The 20,919-nt window shown below is 59.7% G+C and carries 12 protein-coding genes; 6 read left to right on the forward strand and 6 right to left on the reverse strand.

All coding sequences use genetic code 11. From position 1 onward, the window contains the following. Positions 1 to 301 precede the first annotated feature (301 nt). From gltB to KUIN1_RS02275, 5 genes are all read left to right on the forward strand, one after another. On the forward strand, positions 302 to 4,747 hold the full coding sequence (gltB, locus tag KUIN1_RS02255) for a glutamate synthase large subunit (protein ID WP_060409222.1): 4,446 nt from the start codon (positions 302 to 304) through the stop codon (positions 4,745 to 4,747). Between the two features lie 118 nt (positions 4,748 to 4,865). Further along, a complete protein-coding gene (locus KUIN1_RS02260) occupies positions 4,866 to 6,284 on the forward strand; it encodes an FAD-dependent oxidoreductase (protein WP_003403026.1) in 1,419 nt (472 codons plus the stop codon). Between the two features lie 333 nt (positions 6,285 to 6,617). After that, on the forward strand, positions 6,618 to 9,842 hold the full coding sequence (locus KUIN1_RS02265; RefSeq protein ID WP_116886863.1) for a dermonecrotic toxin domain-containing protein: 3,225 nt from the start codon (positions 6,618 to 6,620) through the stop codon (positions 9,840 to 9,842). A gap of 131 nt (positions 9,843 to 9,973) precedes the next feature. Then, positions 9,974 to 11,038 carry a uroporphyrinogen decarboxylase gene (gene hemE / locus KUIN1_RS02270; RefSeq protein ID WP_057457434.1) on the forward strand — a complete coding sequence of 355 codons (1,065 nt, stop codon included), beginning with the start codon at positions 9,974 to 9,976 and terminating at the stop codon, positions 11,036 to 11,038. 228 nt (positions 11,039 to 11,266) lie between these two features. Next, entirely contained in the window at positions 11,267 to 12,448 is a 1,182-nt protein-coding gene (locus KUIN1_RS02275) for a Fic family protein (protein ID WP_103713760.1), read from the forward strand. 44 nt (positions 12,449 to 12,492) lie between these two features. Here the strand turns inward: KUIN1_RS02275 and KUIN1_RS02280 are convergent, their stop codons facing one another. The 6 genes from KUIN1_RS02280 to KUIN1_RS02305 all read right to left on the reverse strand — a co-directional run bounded on the left by KUIN1_RS02280 (position 12,493) and on the right by KUIN1_RS02305 (position 19,707). Further along, positions 12,493 to 13,968, reverse strand: a complete 1,476-nt coding sequence (locus KUIN1_RS02280; protein WP_152091805.1) for an N-acyl-D-amino-acid deacylase family protein — start codon at positions 13,966 to 13,968, stop codon at positions 12,493 to 12,495. A 3-nt stretch (positions 13,969 to 13,971) separates the two neighbouring features. Then, on the reverse strand, positions 13,972 to 14,832 hold the full coding sequence (locus KUIN1_RS02285; RefSeq protein ID WP_024651853.1) for a MurR/RpiR family transcriptional regulator: 861 nt from the start codon (positions 14,830 to 14,832) through the stop codon (positions 13,972 to 13,974). Further along, complete coding sequence (locus tag KUIN1_RS02290) at positions 14,833 to 16,182, reverse strand: GntP family permease (RefSeq protein WP_011266384.1); 1,350 nt, start codon at positions 16,180 to 16,182, stop codon at positions 14,833 to 14,835. It abuts the gene before it with no gap. Positions 16,183 to 16,451: 269 nt separating this feature from the next. Beyond that, the gene (locus tag KUIN1_RS02295) at positions 16,452 to 17,099 is read right to left on the reverse strand and encodes a retron system putative HNH endonuclease (RefSeq protein WP_011266385.1); all 648 of its coding nucleotides are present in this window, start codon (positions 17,097 to 17,099) and stop codon (positions 16,452 to 16,454) included. Beyond that, positions 17,096 to 18,361, reverse strand: coding sequence for an AAA family ATPase (locus tag KUIN1_RS02300; RefSeq protein ID WP_011266386.1), 1,266 nt, complete (start codon positions 18,359 to 18,361; stop codon positions 17,096 to 17,098). Before KUIN1_RS02300 ends, KUIN1_RS02295 begins: the two co-directional genes overlap by 4 nt. A gap of 77 nt (positions 18,362 to 18,438) precedes the next feature. Beyond that, positions 18,439 to 19,707 (reverse strand): MFS transporter, encoded by a 1,269-nt coding sequence (locus KUIN1_RS02305; protein ID WP_011266387.1) that lies wholly within the window; start codon positions 19,705 to 19,707, stop codon positions 18,439 to 18,441. A gap of 115 nt (positions 19,708 to 19,822) precedes the next feature. Here KUIN1_RS02305 and KUIN1_RS02310 point away from each other — a divergent pair, with 115 nt between their 5' ends. Further along, positions 19,823 to 20,713: a LysR family transcriptional regulator gene (locus KUIN1_RS02310; protein ID WP_011266388.1), complete on the forward strand. Its 891-nt coding sequence runs from the start codon at positions 19,823 to 19,825 to the stop codon at positions 20,711 to 20,713. Positions 20,714 to 20,919 lie beyond the last annotated feature (206 nt).

The following is a 20,919-nucleotide window of genomic DNA, read 5'->3' on the forward strand; positions in this document are numbered from 1 at the left end:
CGCGCGGCCTATCGGCCCGCGCCTTGCGGCGTCTGCGTTACAAGCGCCTTACAGTCTCCCGTCGCGTCAGTCAGATTCATGAAGAAATACTTTGACTAGCACAGCGACCCGTTTTAAAACTTTCATAATTGCGACATTGATTATCAGCCAGTCGTCGTTAAATTTGTGAGCCCTTGTGTCGCTGTGTACAATGACCTCCGTTTTGCCTGTCCGAAGCTGGCGCACGTTCGGCGTGACAGGCAATTGGTTGAATTAAAAGGAAATTTGCCTCGCATAGAGGCAGCCTGGTGAGAAAGTGTCTATGAAAGCAGGTCTGTACCAACCAGATGAATTCAAGGATAACTGCGGCTTCGGCCTGATCGCTCATATGCAGGGCGAGCCCAGTCATCACCTGTTGCAGACGGCCGTTCAGGCCCTGACCTGCATGACCCACCGTGGCGGTATCAACGCCGACGGCAAGACCGGCGACGGTTGCGGTCTGTTGATTCAGAAGCCCGATGGCTTCCTGCGTGCGATTGCCAAGCAACACTTCGACGTCGATCTGCCCCGCCAATATGCTGTGGGCATGGTGTTCCTCAATCAGGACGACGCCAAGGCCGACGCCGCACGCGAAAACATGAACCGTGAAATCCTCGCCGAAGGCCTGGATCTTGTGGGCTGGCGTCAGGTGCCGATCGATACCAGCGTTCTGGGTCGCCTGGCGCTGGAGCGCCTGCCGAAAATCGAGCAGGTATTCATTGGCGGTGAGGGCCTGAGCGATCAGGAATTCGCCATCAAACTGTTCAGTGCGCGTCGCCGCTCGTCGGTGTCCAACGCCGCCGATACCGATCACTACATCTGCAGCTTTTCGCACAAGACCATCATTTATAAAGGCCTGATGATGCCGGCCGACCTCACGGCCTTCTTCCCGGACCTGAGCGACGAGCGTCTGCAGACCGCTATCTGCGTGTTCCACCAGCGCTTTTCCACCAATACCCTGCCGAAATGGCCGCTGGCGCAGCCGTTCCGTTTCCTCGCCCACAACGGCGAGATCAACACCATCACCGGCAACCGCAACTGGGCACAGGCGCGGCGCACCAAGTTCACCAACGATCTGATGGACCTGGACGAGCTGGGCCCGCTGGTCAACCGCGTGGGTTCTGACTCGTCGAGCATGGACAACATGCTCGAACTGATGGTCACCGGCGGCATCGACCTGTTCCGTGGCGTGCGCATGATCATTCCGCCTGCGTGGCAGAACGTCGAGACCATGGACCCGGATCTGCGGGCGTTCTATGAGTACAACTCCATGCACATGGAGCCGTGGGACGGCCCTGCGGGCGTGGTCATGACCGAAGGTCGTCATGCGGTCTGCCTGCTCGACCGCAACGGCCTGCGCCCGGCGCGCTGGGTCACGACCAGGAACGGCTACATCACCCTGGCGTCGGAAATCGGCGTGTGGGATTACAAACCCGAAGATGTCATCGCCAAGGGCCGTGTCGGTCCGGGGCAGATCTTTGCCGTGGACACCGAAACCGGTCAGATCCTCGACACCGATGCCATCGACAACCGCCTCAAGTCGCGTCATCCGTACAAGCAATGGCTGCGCAAGAATGCCCTGCGCATTCAGGCCACCATGGAAGACAACGACCATGGTTCGGCTTTTTACGACAGCGAGCAGCTCAAGCAGTACATGAAGATGTACCAGGTCACGTTCGAAGAGCGTGATCAGGTGCTGCGTCCGCTGGGCGAGCAGGGCCAGGAAGCCGTAGGCTCGATGGGGGATGACACGCCAATGGCCGTGCTGTCGCGTCGTGTACGCTCGCCTTACGATTACTTCCGTCAGCAATTCGCGCAGGTGACCAACCCGCCGATCGACCCGCTGCGCGAAGCCATCGTCATGTCGCTGGAAATCTGCCTCGGTGCCGAGCGCAATATTTTCCAGGAGTCGCCGGAGCACGCCTCGCGCGTGATCCTCAGCTCGCCGGTCATTTCGCCAGCCAAATGGCGCTCGCTGATGAACCTGGAGCGTCCAGGGTTCGAACGCCATATCATTGACCTGAACTACGATGAAAGCCTGGGCCTTGAAGCCGCTGTGCGCAACGTTGCCGATCAGGCCGAAGAGGCCGTGCGTGCCGGTCATACGCTGATCGTGCTGAGCGACCGACACATTGCGCCGGGCAAGCTGCCGGTGCACGCCTCGCTGGCGGTCGGCGCGGTTCACCACCGTCTGACCGAACAGGGTCTGCGCTGCGACAGCAACATCCTGGTCGAAACCGCGACGGCGCGTGACCCGCACCATTTCGCCGTGTTGATCGGCTTCGGCGCCTCGGCGGTCTATCCGTTCCTGGCCTACGAAGTGCTGGGCGACCTGATCCGTACCGGCGAAGTGCTGGGCGATCTGTACGAAGTCTTCAAGAACTACCGCAAAGGCATCACCAAGGGCCTGCTCAAGATCCTCTCGAAGATGGGCATCTCGACCGTTGCGTCCTACCGTGGCGCACAGTTGTTCGAAGCCATCGGTCTGTCCGAGGAAGTCTGCGACATGAGCTTCCGCGGCGTGCCGAGCCGCCTGAAGGGCGCGCGCTTCGTCGACATCGAAGCCGAACAGAAGGCGCTGGCCGCCGAAGCCTGGAGCCCGCGCAAGCCGATCCAGCAAGGCGGCCTGCTCAAGTTCGTGTTTGGTGGCGAATACCATGCCTACAACCCGGACGTGGTCAGCACCCTGCAGGCTGCCGTGCAGCAGGGTGACTACAGCAAGTTCAAGGAATATACCTCGCTGGTGGACCAGCGTCCGGTGTCGATGATTCGTGACCTGCTGCAGGTCAGGACAATCGATCAGCCGCTGAACATCGACGAAATCGAGCCGCTGAGCGAAATCCTCAAGCGCTTCGACTCGGCCGGTATTTCTCTGGGTGCCTTGTCGCCCGAGGCCCACGAAGCGCTGGCCGAGGCGATGAACCGCCTGGGCGCGCGCTCCAACTCCGGTGAGGGTGGCGAAGACCCGGCCCGTTACGGCACGGTGCGCAGCTCCAAGATCAAGCAGATTGCGACGGGCCGCTTTGGCGTCACGCCCGAGTATCTGGTCAATGCCGACGTGCTGCAGATCAAGGTCGCGCAGGGCGCCAAGCCGGGCGAGGGCGGGCAACTGCCGGGCGGCAAGGTCAATGGCCTGATCGCCAAGCTGCGCTATGCAGTACCGGGCGTGACGCTGATTTCGCCGCCGCCGCACCACGACATCTATTCCATCGAAGACTTGTCGCAGCTGATTTTTGACCTGAAGCAGGTCAACCCGGCGGCGCTGGTGTCGGTCAAGCTGGTGGCAGAAGCGGGCGTCGGCACCATTGCCGCCGGTGTCGCCAAGGCCTACGCCGACCTGATCACCATTTCCGGTTACGACGGCGGCACCGGTGCATCGCCGCTGACCTCGATCAAATATGCCGGCGCACCGTGGGAGCTGGGGCTGGCCGAAACCCACCAGACCCTGCGTGGCAACGACCTGCGCGGCAAGGTTCGGGTACAGACCGACGGTGGTCTGAAAACCGGCCTGGACGTGATCAAGGCTGCCATTCTCGGGGCCGAAAGCTTCGGTTTCGGCACCGCGCCGATGATCGCGCTGGGCTGCAAATACCTGCGTATCTGCCACCTGAACAACTGCGCCACCGGCGTTGCAACTCAGAACGAAAAGCTGCGCAAGGACCACTACATCGGCACCGTCGACATGGTGATCAACTTCTTCACCTACGTGGCAGAAGAAACCCGCGAGTGGCTGGCCAGGCTGGGTGTTCGCTCGCTGGAAGAGCTGATCGGCCGTACCGACCTGCTGGACATCCTGCCGGGCGAAACCGAGAAGCAGCAACATCTGGACCTGACACCATTACTGGGCAGCGACCATATTCCGGCCGACAAACCGCAGTTCAGCCAGGTGGATCGCAACCCGCCGTTCGACAAGGGCTTGCTGGCCGAGAAGATGGTGGAGATGGCCAAGCCGGCCATCGAGTCGCTCAGCGGCGGCGACTACGAACTGGATATCTGCAACTGCGACCGTTCGATCGGCGCGCGCATCTCTGGCGAAATCGCCAGACTGCACGGCAACCAGGGCATGAACAAGGCACCTGTTACCTTCCGCTTCAAGGGCACTGCCGGTCAGAGCTTCGGCGTGTGGAACGCCGGTGGCCTGAACATGTACCTGGAAGGCGATGCCAACGACTACGTCGGCAAGGGCATGACCGCTGGCAAGCTGGTGATCGTGCCGCCCAAGGGCAGCCCGTTCAAGACCAACGAAAGCGCGATTATCGGTAACACCTGCCTGTACGGCGCAACTGGCGGCAAGCTGTTTGCGGCAGGTACGGCAGGCGAGCGTTTCGCCGTGCGTAACTCCGGTGCTCATACTGTGGTTGAAGGCACTGGCGATCATTGCTGCGAATACATGACGGGTGGTTTCGTCTGCGTACTGGGCAAGACCGGCTACAACTTCGGTTCCGGCATGACCGGCGGTTTCGCCTACGTGCTCGACCTGGACAACACCTTCGTTGACCTCGTCAACCATGAACTGGTCGAGATCCAGCGTATCAGCGGCGAATCGATGGAGGCATACCGCACTCACCTGCAAAGCGTCCTGAACGAGTACGTCGCGGAAACCGACAGCGAATGGGGCCGCAATATCGCGGAAAACCTGGACGACTACCTGCGTCGTTTCTGGCTGGTCAAGCCCAAGGCTGCCAACCTGAAATCGCTGCTGTCCAGCACTCGGGCGAATCCGCAGTAAAAGCAGCTGCTAGCGGTTAGCTTCAAGCCGCAAGTTTGCCACCCTGTGAATTGAACTGAATTGATTTCTTGCAGCTTGAAGCTTGTCGCTTGAAGCTGCCGCAAAGAGGCTCCAGAGAATGGCTGAACGTCTCAGTAACGACTTCCAGTTCATCGACGTCGGACGTAAAGACCCGAAGAAGAAACTGCTGCGTCAACGCAAGAAAGAGTTCGTGGAAATCTACGAGCCTTTCAAGCCCCAGCAGTCCGCCGATCAGGCGCACCGCTGCCTGGGTTGCGGCAACCCGTACTGCGAATGGAAGTGCCCGGTGCACAACTTCATTCCCAACTGGCTCAAGCTGGTCGCCGAGGGCAATATCCTCGCGGCAGCGGAATTGTCGCACCAGACCAACACCCTGCCGGAAGTCTGCGGCCGCGTGTGCCCGCAGGATCGCCTGTGTGAAGGTGCCTGCACACTGAACGACGGTTTCGGTGCGGTGACCATCGGGTCGGTCGAGAAGTACATCACCGATACCGCCTTTGCCATGGGCTGGCGTCCGGACATGTCCAAGGTCGTGCCGACCGGCAAGCGCGTCGCGATCATCGGCGCAGGGCCTGCGGGCCTGGGCTGTGCCGACGTGCTGGTGCGTGGCGGCGTAACCCCGGTGGTGTTCGACAAGAATCCGGAAATCGGCGGTCTGCTGACCTTCGGCATTCCGGAATTCAAGCTGGAGAAATCCGTGCTGAGCCATCGCCGTGAAGTGTTCACCGGCATGGGCATCGAATTCCGTCTCAACACCGAAGTCGGCAAGGATGTCACCATCGATCAACTGCTCGCAGAATACGATGCGGTGTTCATGGGCATGGGCACCTACACCTACATGAAAGGCGGCTTCCCCGGTGAGGATCTGCCAGGCGTGCACGATGCGCTCGACTTCCTGATCGCCAACGTCAACCGCAACCTGGGCTTTGAAAAGGCCCCGGAAGACTTCGTCGACATGAAGGGCAAGCGGGTCGTGGTTCTGGGCGGTGGCGACACGGCGATGGACTGCAACCGCACCTCGATCCGCCAGGGCGCCAAGTCAGTGACCTGCGCCTACCGTCGCGACGAAGAAAACATGCCTGGCTCGCGCAAGGAAGTGAAAAACGCCAAGGAAGAAGGCGTGAAGTTCCTCTACAACCGTCAGCCGATCGCCATCATCGGCGAGGGCAAGGTTGAAGGCGTGAAAGTGGTCGAGACGCGCCTGGGCGAACCGGATGCCCGTGGTCGTCGCAGTCCCGAGCCGATTCCGGGCTCCGAAGAGATCATCCCGGCAGAAGCCGTGGTCATCGCCTTCGGCTTCCGCCCAAGCCCGGCACCCTGGTTCGAGCAGTTCACCATCAGCACCGACAGCCAGGGCCGTGTCGTGGCCCCGGAACAGGCGCAGTACAAGCACCAGACCAGCAACCCGAAGATCTTCGCCGGTGGCGACATGGTGCGCGGCTCCGACCTGGTGGTGACCGCTATCTTCGAAGGCCGTAATGCGGCTGAAGGGATTCTGGATTACCTGGGCGTCTGAGCCTTGTGTTGCCGGGGTGTGTCGTTGCTGACGCGCACCCCGATAACAAGCGTCTACCCTTCATAGGCACTGTGCCAATGTCTCTGACATCCCGCCTGGCACTTCTTCCCTGAACTCGGTGCAACTCGCTCGGCAGGGCGGGTTTGAGATCTTTTGAAATAACTCCGATTCTCCGATCACGACCTGTCCGTAAGGGGCGTGATATTCGATTGTTAACGCTTGTTTCCGCCCCCGGTCACTGCCCCTGGAAAGCATTAGGCTCTTGCGCTTTCATCGGGAGGTCAATTGCCACACAGGCACTCCCGCCCTCCATGTCGCTATAAGGAAATAGCCGTGTTGAAAGCAGCACCCAGGGGCAAGCTTGCGCGCTCCACTGAACAGCAATCTCTCGGGCCGGACAGGTTCACGCCCAGTAGCATTGCTGTTCGCGAACACCGGAACCGGGAACGGGCAGACCGCATCATCGACCAGTTCGTCGAGCGCTTCACAGAAAAAGATTTTTTTCCGGATGACGGCGATGACGCCTTGTTTGCCTTGCTGGTTCAGTTGCCTGAATGGCCAGCAGACCTGTCGATCAGGATTCACAACGAAAGCGACGAAGTGCTCGCGGTTTTCCTGAAGGGCAGCGATGACAGCGTCGTTCAGAGCAGTATTCTCCTGACGCTAAACGCTGACGCTTATATTGCGCCGGATGATGTTCCGATCTCCGATGATGAGCCGCTGCTGCACTTGATCTTCAGCCAGTTGCCTGTGGGTTCTGACCTCGGGATGGGAGGTAACTTTCCGGGCAGCAACAGTGTCGCCGGACGAATAGTAACCCTGCGTGAGCAAATCGCCGGGTTGGCAAAAGACCACAGGCCGCTGTTGTTCGATGCCCTTGTGGCGGCGAATGAGGACGTTTCAAAAAGCCAGCTGGATACCCGCACGCGTAACCCTCTTCTGCCCCTATGGGTTCGTCAGCAGGCTTTTCTGACTCCCGCGCTGGGCGTGCTGTGTGCCTTATGCCCAGAGGTTCCGGTCGCACGCCTCGAGGAATTGCTGGATCAGATGCCGTTGACGGCGCAGGAAGAAACCGGCTTTCTGGAGAGAACACTATTGCCGGACGCTTTTGGCGAAGCGCTGAACATTTCTCTGGATGAGTGGAGCAGCAGTCTGGCCATTGATGGTCTGGCGCGAACGCGCAGCTTCAATACCTATACGGATGAGCTGGCCCGCCGCCTTGCCAGTCAGCTGCTGACGGACACCCTGGGACGAGCACTGGTGATCATCGAGTACGGCATGAGCCTGTATGTCACGCCAGGCCCTGACGATACCAGCATCGTTTTGCTGCATGACGACTACGGCAATTACCGTGCACAGGATACCGGCAACGGTGAAATCACTTCATTCAAGGAGGGCACCGACAGCTTTTATCTGGCGATCAGTGCGCAATTGAAGGCCGAAGAACGAGCATTGCTGGGCATGCAGTTCGAACAGGACGTCAAGGGGTTTCGCGAGCTGCTGACCCGTCTTGCCATCAAGGAAAATCGCGGCTGGTTTGACCCCGGAAAGCCCACCGAAATCGAAAGCGGGTTTCTACCCGAGTGGTTCGCGGCCGCGGCCGATGTCGAAAAGCATCGCTGGAAAGCGGCGGTGCAGGATTACACTCAGGCATTGCTCGAAGCTCAGGCACCGGACCTGCTCGATCCTTCCGGATACGGAGAGCCCGAGCAGTTGCGCAACTACGCGCGTGAGAAACTTCGGGCGCGAATCCTGCTCGACCACGGGGTTGCAGTCGACCCTGACGCTGTCATTGTGCACACCGCGAGCATCGAGATTGACCCAGGCATTATCATCGATACGGATTACACCTACGTCGGTCCTTCAGAGATCGAGCCGAATGTTGAAACGCAGCAGCGCAGCCTGACGGAGCTGTCTCTGGAAAACATTGCCGTTACCGATATCAACTTTCTGCTCACCGGTCGCGCGTTTGACGATCATGGACAACTGATCAGCTTTTTGAGCGCCGGCTATCTGTTCAGCCTGATTCGTGATCTGAACGTCGGCGAAAACTATGTCCGCTTCCTCAATACCGAGTTATTGACCTCGACAGCCGGGCAATGGCACCGCGAACGTTTCGCGAGCGTCATGCGCGCACAGATGCGTCTGGACGCCCTCGAAGCAAAAATGGCCGGAGACTTTCTTGGCGATGGAGGGCTCCCTCCCGAGTTGGCGAACAGAGGTTACAAATGGCTCGCCGCCGTACTGGATCACCCGTCTGAAGGTGGCGATCGTGCGGCGGTGGAGGGGCACCGCATTCAGGTCAGTCAGTTGTCGATCAATGGTGTGACATTGAGCGGCATACTGCTGGTCGGCGCGGAGTCTCTTTCCAGCGTGGCCAGCCTGGTGCTGTTCACCCCGCAGGTACCCGACGGCAAATGCTTCCGGGAAATGAGCGATGCGCAGGCACTTCAGCAACAAGTACTGCTTGAGCCTGAACTGCTGGACTATCTGGTGAGCAGGGCTCCTCTGGCGTCCCGGGGCCATGTCAGGCACGTCCTGACCTCTGGCCGTGACACGCTGTTCATGGCACTGCAGCCCTGCACCGGTAGTTTTCTCGATGCAGTTTACGAGTCTGAAGTCGCACGGGTGATTTCTGCTGTCGATGAACAGACCAATACCACGTGGGAAACCAATTGGGAGAGCGCCTGGGAAATCACCAAGGCTATTGGCGATATCGTGCTCACCTTCGCACCTTTCAAGGTGAGGCTGCCGATGGCCGCGCTGCGCAGTTTTTATGCCATATGGCAGGGCGTTGCCACGACGGCTGATGACAAGGCAAGCGCCCCGCTGTATTTCGTTCAGGCGGCGCTGCTACTGGCCGATGGATTGGCGCTGCCCAAGGGGCGACGGGTCAGGACGCCCGCAGCGACCTCCATTGGTCGTTCTGTCCTCGATCCGAGAACAGCCGTGGCAAGAATCCCCGGCGGGTTGAAATTACGCGATGACGGTTTTTACAAAGGCGTTTACGAAAAAAGCCGGGAAGACGCGCCGAGCCGTTTTTATGCCGTGCAACACGATAAGGCCTATGCTGTCAGGTACGACGCCGATTCCGCAGTCTGGCGGGTGATCGATCCGCGCCGGCCGGATGCCTATTACCAATTGCCGATTCAGCTCGACAGGCAAAATGTGTGGGTACACGCCTCGGCAGGTTTGCGCGGTGGCAAGAAGCATTCGAAACCCAAGTCCTCCAGTGGCTCGGGCAGTGATAGCGGATCGCCGGAAAACGGTAGCCGCGTCAGGAGGTATAAAGTTGATCTGGAGGGATTTTTTGAAAGTCGCAACTTCAAGAACGCTCAGAAAAACATCGAAGATGACCTCGTCGTTGCAGTCAGGAAGGCAACAGAGCGATTCGAACTGGACGGTAACGGCAGTCTGCATAAACACGGCAAAACAGGTTTTTCGCTCGATCTTCCCGGTGTTGGCAGGAGTACCGGCAGGGGAGCCTGGCGCTTGATACTCGAACCCGGTGAAAAGGGCATCATCAGGGCTGTCGACGTCAAGGATCCGCACAAATAGCTCAGACCTGCGCAGCGCAAGCCGCTGAATTGGCTTGGCAAATCGCCTCGATAGACAAAAGGCACGGCTCTCGCCGTGCCTTTTGCGTCGAGCTCTGAGAAAATGCCGGCACTTTTATTGCGGATGCCGACATGACTGCCCTGAAGAACGACCGTTTCCTTCGCGCTTTGCTCAAGCAACCCGTAGACGTCACGCCGGTATGGATGATGCGTCAGGCAGGTCGTTACCTGCCGGAATACCGCGCCAGCCGCGCCAGTGCCGGGGATTTCATGAGCCTGTGCAAGAACCCGCAGTTCGCCTGTGAAGTCACCCTGCAGCCGCTGGATCGCTACCCGCTGGACGCGGCGATTCTGTTCTCCGACATACTGACCATTCCTGATGCGATGGGCCAGGGGCTGTACTTCGAAACCGGCGAAGGCCCGCGTTTCAGGAAAACCGTGAGTACACTCGCTGACATCGAAGCACTGCCGATCCCCGATGCGCAGCAGGATCTGGGCTACGTGATGGATGCGGTCAGCACCATTCGCCGCGAACTCAACGGTCGTGTACCGCTGATCGGTTTCGCCGGCAGCCCGTGGACGCTGGCGACCTACATGGTCGAGGGCGGTTCGTCGAAGGACTTCCGCAAGTCCAAGGCCATGCTCTACGACAACCCGCAAGCCATGCACCTGCTGCTCGACAAGCTGGCGCAGTCAGTCACCTCCTACCTCAATGGCCAGATTCTGGCCGGTGCGCAGGCCGTGCAGATCTTCGACAGCTGGGGCGGCAGCCTGTCTTCGGCGGCGTATCAGGAGTTCTCGCTGGCCTACATGCGCAAGATCGTCAGCGGCCTGATCCGCGAAAACGACGGGCGCAAGGTGCCGGTCATCGTCTTCACCAAAGGCGGCGGTCTATGGCTGGAAAGCATCGCCGACATCGGTGCAGACACCCTGGGGCTGGACTGGACCTGCGACATCGGCGAAGCGCGTCAGCGTGTCGGCAGCAAGGTTTCGCTGCAAGGCAACATGGACCCGACCGTACTCTACGCCCGCCCGGAAGCCATCCGCCAGGAAGTCGCACGCATCCTTGCCAGCTACGGCAGCGGCACCGGCCACGTCTTCAACCTCGGCCACGGCATCACCCCTGAGGTCGACCCGGCCAATGCCGGCGCGTTCATTGAAGCCGTACACGAGTTGTCGGCGCAGTATCACGTGTAGTTGCCGGGCTGACGATGTTGGTTTTTGAGAGCTGAACTTGTGGGAGAGGAATAGAAAAGACTATTCCTCTTACTTATTTTCAGGGCTGATAGCTGGTGATCGGACGACGGTAGTGCTCTTAGGGGCGATGAGTGATAAATTGCCGGCAAGCAATCCGGCAAGAATAGCCGGTTAAAAATTACCAAAGCCCTATAAATAGGGGCATCAGGCGGGGTTTGAAACCGGCAAATGGCATTCACACCGTACATCCCCCAAGACAAAGCCCCCGATGAGCTGCAGGATCAGGTCGTCCAGATCATGCGGCTCGATGCGGCCCTACACGCGAAGATCCCTGGCCCGCTGCGTTTGCCGATGATGAACCTGCTGCGGGTGGTGAATTCTTACTACAGCAACAAGATCGAGGGTAACTCCACGATTCCCGCCGACATTCTGCGTGCCGAGGAGGCTCCTCAGGAGTTCAAGGGTGCCAAGGACCTGCAGGAGATCAAGCGTCACATTGAAGCCCAGCGTCGACTTACCGATGAGCCTATCAATCAGGTCGACGTATGCACGAAGAGCGCTATCTCACGCATGCACCGCGAGTTCTATGTTGGCGTGCCCGAAGATATGCTGGATATTCAACTGAATGAGAAGGGCGATACCGTACGTATGGTCCCCGGCGAATTCCGGCAATTGGGAGTTCGCGTCGGCAAGCACATCCCTCCAACCGTCGAGCAGATGCCCGCATACCTCAACGATTTTGAGCGAATGTACCGCCTTGACTGGATCCACGGCCTTTCGGGCTTCTTTGCGGCTGCAGCGTCGCACCACAGGCTGATGTGGATTCACCCATTTATGGATGGCAACGGTCGCACCGGCCGCCTGTTCACGGATCAGTACCTCAAGGCCGCTGGCTTTGGTGGGTATGGTCTGTGGTCCATGAGCCGTGGATTTGCCCGCAACGTCACCGCCTACTACGAGATGCTTGGCGCCGCCGACCACCCGCGCAAAGGTGAGCTGGATGGGCGGGGCGAGCTCTCGGATAGTGGCCTGTTGCGCTGGACCCGTTTCTTCACGGAGACTGCCCTGGATCAGGTGCAATACTTCAGCGCGCAGCTTGAACCGGAAAGGCTTGGCGAGCGGATCGACGTTTATTTCGAGATGCGCAGCCGTCGCGCGCTTTCGGACAGCAAGGGCGAGACTCTACCTGAGCTCCGTATAGAGGCCCGAGATGTCTATAAGGCGTTGCTCTATCAGGGCGATCAGCAGCGCGCTGATATTCAGGCCCGCTTGGGCGTCGGCGAGCGCACCACCCGCAGTCTGTTGAGCCAGATGGCCAAAGAGGGATTGATAACGTTGGACGGCCGCAAGCCGGTAGCCCTGAACCTATCCCGGCACTCGATCGAGTTCCTGTTTCCCTACCTCTGGTAACCCTGTACGCACCAGGGTCATCCTTCCCTTTTCAGCGCCGACGACTACGTCGGCGCTTTCGCATCCGCAAAGCCCTCCCGCAGCGAACCGCTGCGTGGCAGGAATCTGCCCTGTCGCTCGCCTTGCGGCTGGCCTTCGGCATAGCTCAACCGGCCGTTGACCCAAACACCGTCGATGCCCTGCGCCGCTCGCTGAGGATCTTTGAAGTCCGCCACGTCTCGCACGGTTTGCGGATTGAACAGCACCAGATCCGCCCAGTAGCCTTCGCGAATAAGGCCGCGCTCGTGCAGGGCGAAGCGCGCGGCCGACAGCCCGGTCATTTTGTGTACGGCGGTGTGCAACGCAAACAGCCCCTTGTCGCGGCTGAAATGCCCGAGCACCCTCGGGAACGCGCCCCACAGGCGCGGATGGGGAAACGGGTCTTCCGGAAGGCCATCGGAGCCGATCATCGCCAGCGGGTGAGACATGATGCGCTCGACATCGCTTTCATCCATGCCGTAGTACACCGCACCCGCAGGCTGCAACGTGCGTGCGGCGTCCAGCAATGACAGCCCCCAGTCGGCGGCAATGTCCTGCAGATCCCTGCCACCCTGATCCGGGTGCGGCGTAGACCAGGTGATGGTGATGCGAAATGCGTCAGTGACCTGTTTGAGGTCCAGCGTCGAAGAGCTGGCCGCATAGGGATAGCAGTCGCAACCTACCGGATGGTCCTGCGCGGCTTTTTCCAGGGCTGCCAGCAGTTGCGGGCTGCGTCCCCAGTTGCCGGCACCAGCGCATTTCATGTGCGAGATGATGACCGGTGAGCGCGCATGGCGGCCTATATCGAATGCTTCCGCCATGGCCTCCAGCACCGGCTCGAACTCGCTGCGCAGGTGGGTGGTGTAAATCGCGCCGAACGCGCTGAGCTCTTCCGCCAGTTGTTTGACCTCGCTGGTTTCGGCCGAGAACGCAGAGGCGTAGGCAAGGCCGGTCGATAACCCCAGCGCGCCGGCTTCCAGGCTGTCACGCAACTGTTCGCGCATCGCGGCAATTTCTTCCGGACTGGCGCTGCGCAACAAGTCATCCATGTGGTTGCTGCGCAAGGCGGTATGGCCGATCAGGGCCGCCACGTTCACCGCTGGCCTGGCGTTTTCAACCGCTGAGCGGTAGTCGGTGAAACGTGGATAGATGAACGCAGCGGCGTCGCCCAGCAGGTTCATCGGGTCGGGCGGATTGCCGCTCAGCGAGACCGGCGACGCGCTGATCCCGCAGTTGCCGACGATGACGGTCGTTACGCCCTGGCTGATTTTCGGCAGCATGTCGGGTTTGCGGATCACCACCGTATCGTCGTGGGTGTGGACATCGATAAACCCTGGGGCCAGCACGCGACCGGCCGCATCGACTTCTTCCCGGGCTTTGCCGTCGGTCAGACTGCCGATGCGCTGAATGCGCCCGTCGCTGATCGCCACATCGGCGCGTACCCCCGGTGTGTCACTGCCATCAATGACCAGTGCGTCGCGGATGATCAGGTCATAAAACATGGTTCAGTCTCCCAGCGGCAGGCCATCTTCGCCGCCACGGTATTCATCCAGCGCAAGCTTGATCCGGCGCAGCCGCTCCTGGTTGTCTTCAGGGCTCGACAGCGCCAGTTCAGTGGCCAGCACATCGATGGTCAGCAGCATGCCGTAACGCGCTGCGGTGGGTTTATAGATGAAATTGGTTTCAGCAATCTGTAACGGCAGCACGACCTCGGCCAGTTGTGCCAGCGGTGAGTCAGGCAGGGTGATGGCCAGCACGCGGGCACCGTAGCTGCGCGCCAGGGTCACGGCGTCGAGCAGCTCCGGTGGGCGCCCGCTGAGCGAGCAGACAATCAGACTGTGTTGCGGGCCAAGCGTAGCGGCGACCATGCGCATCATCACCGGGTCGCGGCAGGCGGCCACCGGGTAACCCAGGCGCACCAGCCGGGTTTGCAGCTCCTCGCTGCACAGGCTGGAGCAACCGCCCATGCCGAATGTGTGAATCATGCGTGCATCGGTGACGCAGGCGATGGCGGCGGCAAAGCGTGTCGCGTCAAAGCCTGCCAGGTGCTGGCGCAGGGTGGCTTCGATGTCGTCGACAATCCGGGCGAAAAAGGCCGACTGCTCCGGCGCCGGTTGCGGATGCAAAAAGCGGCTGCCGACGCCGCTGGCCTGAGCCAGTTGCAGGCGCAAATCGCGCAGATCCCGGCAACCGATGCTGCGCGCGAAACGTGACAGCGTCGCACTGCTGACCTCGGCACGGCTGGCCAGCTCATCCAGACTGGCACTGGCCGCGAAGGCGATATCGCTGAGCAACAGCCTGGCGATTCGGCCTTCTCCCGCACTGAAGGAATCCTGACGGGCACGTATCTGGTACAGAATGTCCACTCAAAGCACCTGCGCCAGGCCCAGCGTCAGGGCGAAAGCGACGACGGAAATCAGCGTCTCCAAGACCGTCCAGGTCTTGAACGTTTGCGCGACAGTCATGTTGAAATACTCCTTGATAAGCCAGAACCCACCGTCGTTGACGTGGGAAAAGATCACCGAGCCTGCACCCGTCGCCAGCACCAGCAGTTCGGGGTGTGGATAACCCAGCCCCATCGCCACAGGTGCAACGATGCCCGATGCCGTGGTCATCGCCACCGTCGCCGAGCCGGTGGCAACGCGCATCAGTGCCGCGAACAACCAGCCCATCAGCAGGGGCGACAGATGAAAGTCCTGCGCCAGGCCGACGATCTCATTGGTCACGCCGCTGTCGATCAGAATGCGGTTCAAGCCGCCACCGGCACCTACCAGCAACGTGATGCTGGCGGTCGGTGCCAGGCACTCGTTGGTGAATTTCAGGATAGAGTCGCGGTTGAAGCCCTGCGCGATGCCCAGCGTCCAGAAGCTCAGCAGGGTGGCCAGCAGCAGGGCAATCACCGAGTTACCGATGAACAGCAGAAAGCTGTTGAACGCGCTACCCGGTGTACTGATCAGGTTGGCCCAGCCACCCAGCAGCATCAGCACCACCGGCAGCAGAATCGTCGCCATGGTCAGGCCGAAGCTGGGCAGCTTCTGGCGTGGCTCGCGGTCGAGAAACTGTTTGGCCAGCGGGTTTTCAGCCGGCAGGTGGATGCGCGGGACAATGAATTTGGCATACACCGGACCGGCGATGATCGCCGTGGGGATGCCGATCAGGATGGCGTAGAACAGCGTTTGTCCTACCGACGCCTGATACGCCTGCACCGCGAGCATCGCAGCAGGGTGCGGCGGCACCAGCGCATGCACCACCGAAAGACCGGCGACCATCGGCAGGCCGACCATCAGAATCGACACCCCGACACGCCGGGCTACGGTAAAGGCGATCGGCACCAGCAGAACGAAGCCGACTTCGAAGAACAGTGGCAAGCCCACCAGAAACGCAATGCAGACCATGGCCCAGTGCGCGTTACGTTCGCCAAAGCGATCGATCAGGGTGCGCGCCACCTGCTCGGCGCCGCCAGACTCGGCCATCATCTTGCCGAGCATGGTGCCCAGCGCCACGACCAGCGCGATATGCCCCAGCGTTTTGCCAACCCCCGCTTCATAAGAGGCGACCACGCCACTGGCCGGCATTCCCGCAACCAGTGCCAGACCGACCGAAACAAGCGTGATGACGATAAACGGATTGAGGCGGTAACGCGCGATCAGCACGATCAAGGCGATGATGGCGACAGCGGCGTAGACCAATAGCGAAATACCGGGTGACGGCGACATAGCGACGATTCCTTGCAAAGTGGGTAGGCGAGGGCGCAACACCAACAGCTGAAGCTGTCAGCCTGAAGGCGACTCGGGAGTACTCGGCAGGGATGACGCAATAAGGTGGAGCAGGGGCATTTCAGGGCGATCACAGGTATTCATTATTTTTATCTCTGTTTTCGTTATGAAAATAAATTACACGAAAATGAAATACAAACAAATATATGAAAATAATTTTCTTTTTTGGGTCGTGCCTCGCTAATGGGAGAGAGGCGCTGAGGCGCGGCCTACCGCTGCGTCAGCAATTGCTCCGCATAGCGCGCAACGACATGGCCGAAAGCAATAGAGGTATTAGCGGTGCCCGAGCGCAGGCTGTCTACAAGGTTAGCGAGTTCCGCATCGCTGGCGCTGGATATGAACTGTTCATCGAACACACCCGTGATGGCCTCCTGACGTCTTTTGGTCAGATACGCGATATCGAGTGCGAGCTTTTCGATCATCGTCGTGGCGGGAAGGTCGGTGTGGGATGTGCTCTGGATTTTCCCTGTCAGCAAGTAACGGAAGCGCTGTTCGCAATCGTCCTCTGTCGGAGAGATGTGCAGGTCTTCATCGAACCAGTTGCCCTTGTAGTGGCCGCAGTGCAACGGGCTTCCTGGTGTGGTCTCGCGCAGGCAGGACGCATGAAGATTGCTGAACTCCAGTGCCAATGGCAGATAATGATCCTGCGGTCTGAAATGTTCGATGTGACTGCTATCAAGTTCTATTTCCCTGCCGCAATAGCAGCATGAGAAGTTCTGCTCTTGCAGCAGGCGATCATGCAGGTCGCGTTTTTGCGGGTTCTGCAAGGTTGGATAAGTGGGCGTCCAGTCTTCGTTTGCACTGGCTTTCCATTCGGTGAATGACGCAGGCTCAGTTCCTTTGATGATGCGTCTCATCGTCCAATGATCTCCTTGCGTTTGAGTAGCGCCTCGGCACCCGCGAACTCTGGTAGATCGGGCGCCTTCTTCTTCAGTGCATCAAGCTGCGACCTGGCTTTTTCAAGCTCGTTGTTTTCCAGAGTGCTGAATAGCTGATCGAGCAACTCTTCAATTTCAGGCTCACGCTGAGGCACGCCCATGACTTCTTCCAGAATGCTGCTGGAGTCCAGGCCGTAGGTTGCTCTTGGGTGAGAGCCGTCATGGTTATTCAGCAGGATGACCTCGCCCGGTTGCAGGCTGCCGATGACCTGTGGCGAGTGGCTGGCAGCGATGAACTGAATGCTGGGAAATGCTTTTTTCAGCGCGGGTGCAATGGTGCGTTGCCAGCCGGGGTGAAGGTGGATGTCCAGTTCATCGATCACGATGATGCCGTTTGTCTTGCTTAGAACATCCTTCCCCATGTGCGGATTTAGCAGGCAGATACGGCGGGCAATATCGGCGAAGAGGGCGACCATTCCGCGTTGCCCGTCGCTCAGGTCGTTGAACGGGGTTTTTCGGTCATCAATGTCCACCATCAGCCCCCGCATTTCCATGTCGTACTCTATGCCCTTGGACTCCGGCAGTGCGCACTGGATAGCTGAATTGATCCAGGTGAGTTCGTCGGTGAGAATGCCAGGGAAACCCGTTCTGGCCAGTCTTTGAAAGCGCTCCAGTGTCTTGCCGATGAACCAGGTCTCGAAGTTTTTCAAGTTGGAAGCGGCATCGAACCAAGAGGTGTAGGCATCCAGTCTTGATGGTTTGCTCTGTGCAGCATGCTCAGCGGTTACACTCATCGTCAGCCAGCGTCGATTGGCTTGATAGACGGCGAATACAGGCAAATCCCCGTGAGTAGCGCCGTCGATGCTGATCAGATTTTCCGAAAATACGAGACTGTTCAGCGCGCTAAAATTTGTCTGAAGACTGCTGCGTTCTAGCGATACGTGCCATTCCTGATGCTCAAACGCGCCACCTTGGGCAGTCAACACAAGAGGATAGCTGCGCTCAAAACGAATCCTGTCTTCGAACTTTACTAACTCGAACCGAACATCGGACTCGGCTATCGATGGTCGATGGACGCCAATGCTTCCAAGTAGATTCCCGAAGCATCCCGCCACTCCCAGCAATAACGACGTCTTCCCACTGCCATTAACCCCCACCACCAGATTGAACCCAGGCTGGAAGTCGAAATGAGCATCTTCGTAGCAACGAAAATTCTGCAGGTGGAGGCGGTCGAGGCGCATGTCGGTTTCCTTTACCAGAACTGGCGGATGCGCCAGTGTACCTTGGCTAACCCTATGCGCCATCGCCCTATGTGTGACTAAACCTGCGACCCCAGCGGCTGCAACCTTGCCAACCTCAACGCCACACCAAGGGCGATCAGCAGCAACACGCCTATAAACACCCCGATACCGTTCCAGCCTGCGTAGTGCCAGAACACGCCGCCGCCGGTGCCGGCCACGCTCGAACCTGCGTAGTAACAGAACAGGTACAGGGACGCGGCCTGGCCTCTGGCGGTGGTGGCCCTGCGTCCGACCCAACTGCTGGCCACTGAATGTGCGCCGAAGAAGCCGAAGGTGAAGATCAGCACACCGACGATCACCAGTGGCAGTGGGGTGAACAGGGTCAGCAGCAGGCCGGCCAGCATCATCACGATCACGGCCCAGAGCACCTGTCGGCGGCCTAGGCGGTCAGCCAGCGAGCCGATCTTTGCTGAACTGTAGATGCCCGACAGGTACACCACGGAAAACACACCGACCACGGCCTGGCTCAGGTTGTAGGGGGCGCTCAGAAAGCGGTAGGCGATGTAGTTGAACAGCGTAACGAATGCGCCCATCAGCAGAAAACCGGTCAGAAACAGCAGCGGCAGGCCTGCATCGCGAAACTGCACGACAAAGCCGTCGAGCAGACTGCGAGGGTGCAGCGAGCGCGGGCGGAAGTTGCGTGACGCCGGCAGGATCTTCCAGAACACCGCTGCGGCGATCAGCGCCAGCCCGCCGACCACCAGCATCGCCGCGTGCCAGCTGACATAATCGATCATCACCCCGACGATCAGCCTTCCGCTCATGCCACCGACGGCGCTGCCGCCGATATACAGCCCCATCGCCAGGCCCAGATGGGTGGGGTGGATCTCCTCGCTCAGGTAGGTCATCGCCACTGCCGCCAGGCCGCTCAACGAAAGACCTACAAGAGCTCGGGTAATCAGCACGCCCTCCCAGCTGGGCATCAAGGCGCTGGCGATGGTGAACAGCGAGGCACAGAACAGCGCCATGACCATCACCGGCTTGCGCCCCAGCCGATCGGATATCGGCCCGGTGATCAGCAGGCCGATGGCGAGCATTGCTGTGGCGACGGACAGGATCAGGCTGCTTTGTGCCGCAGTCAGGGAGAACTCGCTGGACAGCGTGGGCATCATCGGCTGAACGCAGTACAGCAGGGTAAAAGTCGAAAACCCGCCAGCGAACAGCGCCAGTGCAGTGCGTTTGAACAGTGGCGTGTTCTTCTCGATGTAGGTATCGCCCGGCAGTGTCGACGACTGTACGGACGAGGTGTTCAAGTCGGGGGTGGGCGGGGCAACGGCAGGGTTCACAAAGACCTCGGGGCACGGTTGAGCAGGCAATGAAAAAATCATATAGCTCGCTAATCATTCCATCCAATATATTGTTCGACCTGTTTGATAGGTAAAACGACTTAATGGAGGCCGCATGGAATTGCGTCATCTGCGTTACTTCATCGCGGTTGCCGAGGAGCTGCATTTTGGCCGCGCAGCCCAGGCGCTGGGGATTTCGCAACCGCCGCTCAGCCAGCAGATTCAGACGCTGGAGCAGGAACTGGGCACGCGTCTTTTCGAACGCACCAACCGGCGTGTCGAGCTGAGCGAATCCGGGCGGCTGTTTCTCGACGAAGCACGGCTGGTGCTGGCACAGGTCGACAAGGCCACTGATGTTGCCCGGCGTGCGCAACTGGGTGAAATCGGCGAGCTGAAGATTGGCTTCACTTCGTCTGCGCCGTTTACGTCGAGCATCCCGCAGGCGATTTTTGCTTTCCGTCAGGCCTGCCCGGATGTGCACCTGACCCTGACCGAGATCACCAGTCAGGAAGTGGCGGCAGGTCTTGAGGACAAGACCATTCAGGTCGGCATCATGCGCCCGCTGGCATTGCCCGATTCACTGGTGGTGTTCGAATTGCTCAGTGAGCCGCTGGTGGCGATCATGCGTGCCGACCATCCGCTGGCGGCAGAAAGCGAGGAAGGGATCTACATGGCGGCACTGGCCGCCGAGCCGTTCGTGTTCTTCCCGCGCACTTATGGCAGCGGTATCTACGCGCAAGTCCTGAGCCTGGCGCGCGCCGCAGGGTTCAGCCCGCTGATCACCCAGGAAGCGGGCGAAGTGATGACCATCATCGGCCTGGTCGCAGCAGGCTTGGGCGTCACCGTACTGCCCGCGTCCTACCGGCGAATGCGCATCGACGGCGTGGTCTACCGCAATGTCCTCGACCCCGGCGCAACCAGCGCGGTGTGGCTGGTGCAACGCAAGGACGAACAATCGCCCATGGCCAGGGCGTTCACCGAGCTGTTAACGCGCAACGTAGGGTGATTCAAAGGCACGGATGATAGGACGCGGAGCGTCCAGAACGGCATGCGACGCGGAGCGTCGCACGATAGTTGAGATTCTGGCCGCAGGAGCGAGCTTGCTCGCGATCTGCCGGGAACCGACAGCAAGACCGGTGCATGCGGTGCAGAACTGTATTCCCACGCTGGAGCGTAGGGAACGATAGGTGTGTGGGCTGGCGCGTGAGGAAC

This window comes from Pseudomonas sp. KUIN-1 (genome assembly GCF_009176725.1).
Taxonomy (GTDB): domain Bacteria; phylum Pseudomonadota; class Gammaproteobacteria; order Pseudomonadales; family Pseudomonadaceae; genus Aquipseudomonas; species Aquipseudomonas fragariae.